This window comes from Mycobacterium sp. NAZ190054, from assembly GCF_001545925.1.
GTDB lineage: Bacteria > Actinomycetota > Actinomycetes > Mycobacteriales > Mycobacteriaceae > Mycobacterium.
The window spans coordinates 1-8,888 of record NZ_LMVQ01000150.1 but is presented as its reverse complement, the minus strand read 5'-3'; the positions used below and the strand labels follow the sequence as shown (position 1 = coordinate 8,888).

The window sequence follows — 8,888 nt, the reverse complement described above, 5'->3', positions numbered from 1 at the left end:
TCGATGGAGAACGGGAGCTTGCCCCGCACCGCAGCGGCGAGCATGCCGCCGTGCGGAGTGGGCAGGAAGTCGCCGGGACCGTAGGTGTTGGACACGCACATCGCGACCGCGGGCAGCCCCTTCTCCGGGGAGGGCGCCGAGGTGCTGCGGCCACAACCCGATGTGCCGGTCAGTGCCCAGCAGCTGCTCCATGCCCTGGTCAACACCGGTGCCGCGCAGGTGATGGTGCTGCCCAACGGGTATGTCGCCGCCGAGGAGATCGTCGCCGGATCGGCGGTCGCCTCCGACTGGGGGATCGACATGGTGCCGGTGCCGACCGGGTCGATGGTGCAGGGCCTGGCCGCGTTGGCCGTGCACGATCCCGAGCGTCGCCTCGTCGACGACGGCTACACCATGGCCAGGGCCGCGGCGGGCGCCCGGCACGGCTCGGTGCGGATCGCCGCCGAGGAGGCGCTGACCTGGGCCGGCGCCTGCAAGCCCGGCGACGGCCTGGGCATCGCCGGCGACGAGGTGGTCATCGTCGGTGACGGCGTCGCCGCCGCCGGCGCCGGACTGATCGACCTGCTGCTGGCGGCCGGTGGCGAGCTGGTGACCGTCCTGACCGGCGACGGGGTGGGGCCGGAGGTCGCGGAGGCGCTGACCGAACACGTCCACCACAACCATCCGGGGACCGAGATGGTCACCTTCCACACCGGGCACCGTGTCGACGCGCTGCTGATCGGGGTCGAGTGAGATGGCCGCACTGAACGACAGCCTGCACTTCGTGCTCGGCAAGAAGGCCGCGGACAACCTCGAAGAGCATCTCGGCCTGCGCACCGTCAACGATCTGCTGCGCTACTTCCCCCGTAAGTACAGCGACGCGATGACCGTGCGCGGTGAAGGTGAGGAGCTCGATCTCGAGGAAGGCGAGCACGTGACCTTCGTCGACGTGATCGAGAAGGCCGAGTTGAAGCGGTCCCAGCGCCAGCCCTCGCGGGAGTTTCTCGTCGTGACCCTGCGTGACCGGCGGCCGAAGGTCACCGCGACGTTCTTCAATCCCAAGTATCTGAAGCACACCCTGGTCAAGGACGCCAAGGTGATGCTCTCCGGCGAGGTGGGCTATTACCGGGGCACCATGCAGCTGACCCACCCGGCGTTCATGGTGCTGAACGCGACGTCGGGCAGAAAAATCGGCACCAAGTCGCTGACCTCGATCGCGTCCGACACCGACGCCACCGACGACGAGCTGCTCGCCGAGTTCGAGAAGAACTTCTTCCCGATCTACGGGGCCACCGCCAAGGTGCAGACCTGGGACATCTACGCGTGTGTGCGCCAGATGCTGGCCGTCCTCGATCCCGTGCCCGAAACCCTGCCGGACTGGTTTGTGCGCGAACACGATCTGATGTCCGAGGACGCGGCGCTGCGCGCGGTGCACCTGAGCGACAACGCGCAGGAACGGGCCCGCGCGATCGAGCGGCTGACCTTCGACGAAGCGGTCGGCCTGCAGTGGGGGTTGGTGGTGCGCCGGCACGGCGAGCTCAGCGCCTCGGGTCCGCCGGCGAAGCGTCGCGACGACGGCCTGATGGCGGCGATGTCCGGGCAACTGCCGTTCGAGCTCACCGCGGGCCAGCGCGACGTCCTCGACGTGGTCTCGACCGAACTGGCCGCCACCCGGCCGATGAACCGCATGCTGCAGGGCGAGGTCGGCTCCGGCAAGACCGTCGTGTCGCTGCTGGCGATGCTGCAGATGGTCGACGCCGGCTATCAGTGCGCACTGCTGGCGCCGACCGAAGTCCTTGCCGCACAACATGACCTGTCGATCCGGGCGATGCTGGGGCCGCTGGCGGCGGCGGGGGAGCTGGGCGGTGCCGAGAACGCCACCAGGGTCGCGCTGCTGACCGGATCGATGACAGCCCAACAGAAGCGCGATGCCCGCAGGGAGATCGCGTCGGGCCAGGCGGGTCTGGTCATCGGAACGCACGCGCTGCTGCAGGACGCGGTGGAGTTCGACAACCTCGGCATGGTCGTGGTCGACGAGCAGCACCGGTTCGGGGTGGAGCAGCGAGACCGGTTGCGCGCCAAGGCGCGTGAAGGAATCACGCCGCACCTGCTGGTGATGACGGCGACGCCGATCCCCAGGACGGTGGCGCTGACCTACTACGGCGACCTGGAGACCTCGACACTGCGGGAGCTGCCTCGCGGGCGTCAGCCGATCGCCACCAACACGATCTTCCAGACCCAGAAACCGGCGTGGCTGGAACGCGCGTGGGGCCGGATCGCCGAAGAGGTCAACGCCGGCCGCCAGGCCTATGTCGTCGCGTCCCGGATCGACGAAGCCGACACCCCCGGCGACGGCGCCGCGAAGGACGGTAAGAGCAAGAAGGCCAAGAAGGACAGCGGCGAGCAGGGCCCGCCGCCGGTCACCGTCGTCGAGATGTTCGAGCGGCTGCAGCGCGGCCCGCTGGCCGGCCTGCGACTGGGCCTGATGCACGGACGATTGTCCGGCGACGAGAAGGAAGCGGTGATGACCGCGTTCCGGGCCGGTGAGATCGACGTGCTGGTGTGCACCACGGTGATCGAGGTAGGGGTCGACGTGCCCAACGCCACCGTGATGGTCGTGATGGACGCGGACCGGTTCGGCATCAGCCAGCTGCATCAGTTGCGCGGCCGCATCGGTCGCGGTGAGCACCCCAGCCTGTGCCTGCTGGCCACCAGGCTGCCCGAGCACTCCAAAGCGGGACAACGGTTGACGGCGGTGGCGGGCACACTCGACGGGTTCGCGCTGGCCGACCTCGACCTGCGGGAGCGCAGCGAGGGCGACGTGCTGGGCTACTACCAGTCCGGGCGTCCCATCACGTTGAAATTCCTGTCGCTGGCCGAGCACCTGGAGATCATCCTGACCGCCAGGGAACTCTGCGAGACCGTGTACGACTCCGATCCGCTCGACGCCGGCATGGCCATGCTGTCGGCGCCGTTCACCGACAGTGACCGCGTCCAGTTCCTGGACATGTCGTGAGCCGCAGGCAGACGCTGTGGCTCGCCGTCTCGGTGCTGCTCGCGGTCATCGTCGCGTACCAGGTCAGTGCGTCCTCCCGGACACCGTCGCAGTACATCGCCGAGGCCGACGTCCCGACGGTCGCTCCGGGTGCCGATGTGCTCGCCGGCATCGCCGTGATACCCGGGCGGGTGCGCGGAAACGATTATCGCCGAGCGGCTTTCGGCGAGTCGTGGACTGACGACACCAGCGCCCCGGGCGGGCGCAACGGCTGCGACACCCGCTTCCTTGGGGGGTTTGGCGTGTTGCTCGACACGTTGCAGGAAGCTGAGTTCATGTCAGGAACGCTCCGGTGACCCAGGCGAGGTTGGCGTGGTCGGCCGCCGCTGCAGCGCTGGCGGTTGTGGTGGCGGTGCAAACGGTGATGTCGTCGACTGGTCCGTCGACGTCGGTGGCCGGGGCCGATCAGCCGACGGTGACGGCTGGGGTTGATGTTCTCGCTGGTGTGCCGGTGGTGCCAGTTCGTGTCCGTCATGGAGATTATCACCGTGCGGCGTACGGGGAGGCGTGGACTGATGACACCGACGCACCTGGTGGACACAACCAATGCGATACGAGAAACGACATTCTTGATCGCGATTTGATCGAGAAGACCTATGTGGAGATCAGTCGTTGTCCGCGTGCGGTGGCCACAGGTGTGCTGCACGATCCGTACACGAGTACGACGATAGATTTTCAGCGCGGCAACAAGACTGGTGCAGCCGTGCAGATCGAGCACATCGTGCCGTTGGCCTACTCGTGGGATCAGGGCGCTTGGGCATGGCCGGAATCGTTGCGTCTCCGATTCGCCAATGATCCCGCCAATCTCCTCGCGGTGCAGGGGCAGGCAAACCAGGACAAGGGTGATAAGGAGCCGGCCTTCTGGATGCCGCCGAATGCCGCGTTTCATTGCCAGTACGCGATGCAATTCATCGCGGTGATGCGGGGCTATAGGTTGGCGATAGATGAACCGTCGGTGCCAGTGTTGCGCGATGCGGCGGCAACATGTCCGAGCAGCCGATGACGAAGGGCTTATTGGTGTCCGGCTGTCCGCCTCATTTGGTGGGTGATCGGCATCGCGAATACTGGTCCCGCAGCCAGCGTCGTCATCGCCGGCTGGGCCAAGCAGCCGCCGGTCGGGCTCTGAGATGGGCTAACCCATCGTGACAGGCGAGCACATCGACTCACGACCGTGGCGCCCGCCCTCCATTCGGGAGCACCGTCGGGCAGCTGTCAGCCCAGATAGCAGCAAGCTCGAACAGCGCGGCCTGCAGTCAGAAGTCGACAAACCTGCAAGGCCCCGGAAGCTTGTCACGGCCCGTGAGAACGCACGATTCTTCGACCGCCGAATTGCCGATGTGGAGCTGCAGCACGTCGACCGAGCACTCTGCGACCCTGCGGAAGCACCGTGATTCGCCAGTTCTGGCTGGCGGCGGTGGCACGCTGGCGACTCCGCTTGCTCGCCGCGCCGCGATGGTGGCGATGGCGCGAACGGTGGCACCGCTGGACCGTGCGGCGGTCCCGCTGGCTGCAAACGCGATCGAGCCAGTTTGACGGGCAACGCCAGAATCTCGCGGTTGCCGTACAGCTCGCGACTCAATCCGCGGCGATTGCAATAGGCGCCGCTGTGTTGTTGCTGGCCACTGAGGCAATCGGCGTGGCCTTGTCCCACATCGGCTGGAGCCCAATTCAGCGCATCGCCGCGACCCGGGAGTCCAGCGACTACGAATCGCTTGTCGGAGTTCTTATCGGTGCTGAGGCGACCTTACTGGCCTTGTACTACGCCAGCGTTGGCGTCGTCGCCTCAACCGCATATGCTTCGGTTCCCGGTGACATTCGGAAACTGTTCGTGCAACAGCGAATCAGCACCGTCTACACCCGCGGTATCGTCCGAGCGCTCGTATTCACCACAGCCCTCTTCGGACTCGGCTCGCTGGGATACCACGTCCGCGTACTCAGCGTCGTAGTCGCCGTCCTCTTGGCTGTGCTCGCGGTTCTGCGACTGGCGGTCGTCGGCATCGCCCCGTTCGGCTTCTTCGATCCAGCTTCACTGACCCAGGATCTGCCCCGGCGGTTTGGGCGCGCATTGTCTCGCGCCACCACGCTACCCACGGCTCTCGACGAAGGCAGCCAGCAGCAGGCACATCGCGAGGGGCGCGAAACGCTTGAGCATTATCGCCAGATCACCGATCTCGTCGCCAGCCGGTCCGTTCGAAACTCTGCAGCGCCGTTGGACGTTGCCCGCCAACTGCTTGTCCTGCTTGCGGTTTATGCATCCCGGAAGAACCGCATCCCCTCAGATAGTGCATGGTGGACGTCGATTGCCAGATATCCCAACTGGTTTACTCTCAGCGCCGACGAGACAAACTTTGCCTTGGCGTTATCGACGAGCGCGCATACTCCTACGGGCCCGGATTTGCTCTGGGTGGAACGGCAGTGCGCCGCAGACATCTCGAAGCTCATCGTCGTCGTCGGTCGCGGTCAGCTGGACTCCTTCACTAGTTTCCTGGACTCAACTTCCGCGCAGATCCGCGCACTGAGCAGCCGGTTGCTATTCGACGAGGCGCTGCTGCTCGAGGATCAAATCGTTGCCGCCATCTGGGAAACCGTGGCACCCGCCACAGACGATCCTGCACCGACCGCGTACCTCGCTGACGAGCGTGAACGCGACCGGGTGATCGCGGCCCAACGGTCGGTGGTGCTGCTGATGAATGCGTGGCTGGGTTTGGTTGACGCTGCCGAGCACCTCAAGAATCGGCGACTAAGTATAGATATCGATAGTGCCATCGCCGACCGCAACGCTGTCTACGAACTGAATTTCCCCCGCCCGGCGGTTGAGATGCTCGAACAACTTAACCAGCGCATCGCATTCGAGAACGGCGTAGAAGGTCGGCAGGTCACCCCCACGTGGTTCGTTCACCACTACGTGGCTCGGGTCCTAGCTCAACGCCTACAGGCGGCCCAGCATGCAATCATAGAGCGATTTGCCGCGCGCACCATCAACGAGGTGAAGTCGGCAATAGCTGTTCAGGACTGGAAACTGGCTGCCATGGTGGCCTTTTCAGCACTGGAAATGATCGACAAGATCCATACCCACCAGGAGCTCATCGCGACTGCCCACCAAGCCCTGCGACGGTTGAAGAGCGCGGCACTCGACGATCTGAACTGGCCTTCCCATTCTCAGTCGCCGCCGCTCGACGTCGACCTACGTCGGCACGTGCTTGGCTACATCGCGGACTGCCTGCCGAATCTGCCAGCCGGCCCACACGATCGGCGACAGCCAGATCTCTATGGACAAGCCTATGTTTTCGTCTTCAACGCCACATTCGATGCAATCCTCGACGGGGACCATGATCGGGCGGCCACCTGGTTTACCGCCCTATTCAATCAGGGGCAGGCCGCTGGCCGGCGGATGATTGCGGATGTAGCGGGACAGCTGCCTCTTCTCCAATTCATCTACACCGTAGAACCCATGGTCGCGCTTGCGGAGCTCAGTGGCTACGCAATCCTGCTGCAGGAGCTCGACGGTGAAGGAATCTGGGACTCTATCCGGCCGATGTGGGATTCTCGGCGTGACCAGCTCGGCGAGGACTTCCTGCCGAACCTGCTCGACATCATGTCGGATGTCGACTCGGCGATTTCCCTCAATGACCTCTACGTCCTGCGCAGTAGCCGCGAACAGAAGCTGATCCGGTTCCTCGAAGAGCGTGGCATCGCCGATCCCTTCGACGCCTTCGACATCGACAATCCCCATGCCCGCCCGGCCACCGAACTTTCGCCGATCGTTGCCGCCTTCGCCCCTGGAGCTTTCGGAATCACCTACAAGCCAACCGATTTGTTTCTCGCTCACTACGTCGTGCCCCAACTTGGCGACGACACCAAACTTCGTCCTAGCCTCAGCTCGCTGTTGCAAACCCTTGCGCAGTTCGAGGAGGACCGAACGGCTGCTGCCGAACAAGCAGCCGAACCGGACACCACCATGCCCTCCGCCGACGACTCCGATAGAGACTGATACATATGCGTGATCCCCATCGAGGTCTTCGCAGCCACCGCCGCACGCAGTTCTACATCCGTGAGGCTGCCGAAAACGATGCCAACCTCATCGACCGGCTCAATCGTCTCCAACGAGATCAGCCTCGCTGGGACAACTTCTACGGTCATATGTTCACGGAAGACGTCGAGCAGATTCTGCCCTGGGAGGACGACCCCGATAGTGGGTTCTCCGTCGCGATAGAGCCCCACAACAGCGACGTCGAGAATCTGATCACAGAAGGCCTGAATTCACCGAGCGGTCCATCGTCAAGGCTTGAGACCGCGGTTCGGTATCACCTGAGCTGGATCGCGGACATGATGTTGCGTGGTCAGGCAGTCTACGAAATCGATCTACTCGCCGATGCCGACGGCAGAAAAGTAGCCTTCCGGACCGGCTGGATCCCGCAAGGCAGCATCGACAAACGCAGGGGACGCTATATCCAATACGTACCAGAGGCGCTCGGGGAGGGGCGAAAGCACAAGGGCTGCTACTACATTCAATTAGACGAGGAGAAGCTCATTTGGACGCAGTTGCCGCCCCCGGTGCGCAACACGTTGCGCCGAGCGGCTTCAACGCTCGCGGAGGCAAGCACCCAACAATCCACACCCTCAAACATGCTTTTGACACGAGTACAAGAGTTCAAACTGAAGCAGTTCAAGGACAAACAGGCGCGTGAGGTCCTCTCCGCCACAAAAGACTTAGGGTGGCACGCACGTTGGCTCTTCGACGATCAAATGACCTCGCCTTACATCGCGTGGCGGCACCTCGAATTCCAACGCTTCAAAATCCTGTTGCGAGACGCTGGCATTGCCAGCCTAAATCGAGCGCTTGCCCTCGCCGGCGTGGCCATCGGGTTCGAGGCTCAGGTGGTACTCCGCGGAGCGCTACTGGAGTCCGACATTGATCGGGCGCAGGACGAATTGTGGGCGGGCAAGCGGCCGCTGTCAGAATTGCTCACAATGCACGCCTAGTCCTGCGCAACGAGACTGAACTGGCGTGCAGACCCAGTCCCTCTCAGGGTCGGTTGTCAACGCCGCCAATGCCTTCCGGTCGGCCGACAGCAAGCAACAGGGCCTTGCGGCGAACGCCCATTAGGCCGATGGTTGTACGGTGGCAAATCCGCTGAACCCAACGAGTCTTTCGATGACCTCGGATGCGAACCAAATAGCACACTTCTACGTGCGGGATGATGACACCATGCTGCTTTCCGACATTGCAATCTTGTCCGTACAAGCGCGAGAATCTCAGTTTGGTTTTGCCGAGTTTCGCGACTATCCAGAAGTGGTCACTCTGCAGTGGCCGGACGACGTGCTAGAGCAATGGTTGTTTGACCACGGCGCAAATCCTTCGTTCCTCGACGATTACGGCGGGCTGGAGCTTCAGGATGTCAGATGGGATGTCGAAATTATCGACCTAGAAGCGTTTCTCGGAATGCCGACCGGGCCGTCGGATAGTGACTACGTTGGCGAGATAGCGCGCGACCCCGATCATTGGGTAGGCGTGCGCGACGAAGGGGAACACGTTGGCGTGGCGCAGTGTTGGTCTGCGCACGGAACCTGGAAGCGTTGGCCAATTCTCATTGATCGCCGATTACTGATCGCAGACTGCGAAGGCCTACAGATCGTGGAAGGCCGCACGCGGGTGGGAATCCTGCGAGGTCGGCATAGGCAAGGGCAGTACGTGGCCGGAGGTCACTTAGCGTGGGTTGGTCGTCGACTGGGGTTCCCCTGAAAAAGTGGACACGGTTAGCTTGATTGCTGATTGATTCGTGTGGCGATCTCAAAGTCGATGGGTGAGATCATTCCCAGTGAACTGTGCCGCCTGTCATGGTTGTAGTAGCGA

6 protein-coding genes and 2 pseudogenes are annotated in these 8,888 nt (G+C 63.5%); 7 read left to right on the top strand and 1 reads right to left on the bottom strand.

Features of this window, described 5'->3' with window-relative positions:
• Positions 1–125 (bottom strand): annotated as a pseudogene (locus ASJ79_RS32195) (NAD-dependent dehydratase); the annotation flags it as partial.
• Between ASJ79_RS32195 and ASJ79_RS12435 the strand changes: the two are divergent.
• The 7 genes and pseudogenes from ASJ79_RS12435 to ASJ79_RS12405 form a co-directional block, all read left to right on the top strand.
• Positions 121–732: pseudogene (locus ASJ79_RS12435) on the top strand (dihydroxyacetone kinase); the annotation flags it as partial. The pseudogenes ASJ79_RS32195 and ASJ79_RS12435 sit on opposite strands and share 5 nt — an antisense overlap.
• A 1-nt stretch (position 733) precedes the next feature.
• Positions 734–2,995 carry an ATP-dependent DNA helicase RecG gene (recG, locus tag ASJ79_RS12430; protein ID WP_067955532.1) on the top strand — a complete coding sequence of 754 codons (2,262 nt, stop codon included), beginning with the start codon at positions 734–736 and terminating at the stop codon, positions 2,993–2,995.
• Positions 2,992–3,330 (top strand): hypothetical protein, encoded by a 339-nt coding sequence (locus ASJ79_RS12425; protein ID WP_369803655.1) that lies wholly within the window; start codon positions 2,992–2,994, stop codon positions 3,328–3,330. The genes recG and ASJ79_RS12425 overlap by 4 nt, the downstream gene beginning before the upstream one ends.
• Before the next feature lie 68 nt (positions 3,331–3,398).
• Positions 3,399–4,037, top strand: coding sequence for an HNH endonuclease family protein (locus ASJ79_RS12420; protein WP_156448404.1), 639 nt, complete (start codon positions 3,399–3,401; stop codon positions 4,035–4,037).
• 384 nt (positions 4,038–4,421) lie between these two features.
• On the top strand, positions 4,422–7,025 hold the full coding sequence (locus ASJ79_RS12415; RefSeq protein ID WP_156448403.1) for a hypothetical protein: 2,604 nt from the start codon (positions 4,422–4,424) through the stop codon (positions 7,023–7,025).
• A 5-nt stretch (positions 7,026–7,030) separates the two neighbouring features.
• Positions 7,031–8,017, top strand: a complete 987-nt coding sequence (locus ASJ79_RS12410; RefSeq protein WP_067955526.1) for a hypothetical protein — start codon at positions 7,031–7,033, stop codon at positions 8,015–8,017.
• A 139-nt stretch (positions 8,018–8,156) separates the two neighbouring features.
• On the top strand, positions 8,157–8,777 hold the full coding sequence (locus ASJ79_RS12405; RefSeq protein ID WP_197420189.1) for a hypothetical protein: 621 nt from the start codon (positions 8,157–8,159) through the stop codon (positions 8,775–8,777).
• The last annotated feature ends 111 nt before the right edge of the window (positions 8,778–8,888 follow it).

Excerpts from the sequence above, each read along its gene's own strand:
- recG (WP_067955532.1), top strand. The coding sequence starts at position 734 with ATGGCCGCACTGAACGACAGCCTGCACTTCGTGCTCGGCAAGAAGGCC.
- ASJ79_RS12420 (WP_156448404.1), top strand. The coding sequence starts at position 3,399 with ATGTCGTCGACTGGTCCGTCGACGTCGGTGGCCGGGGCCGATCAGCCG.
- ASJ79_RS12410 (WP_067955526.1), top strand. The coding sequence starts at position 7,031 with ATGCGTGATCCCCATCGAGGTCTTCGCAGCCACCGCCGCACGCAGTTC.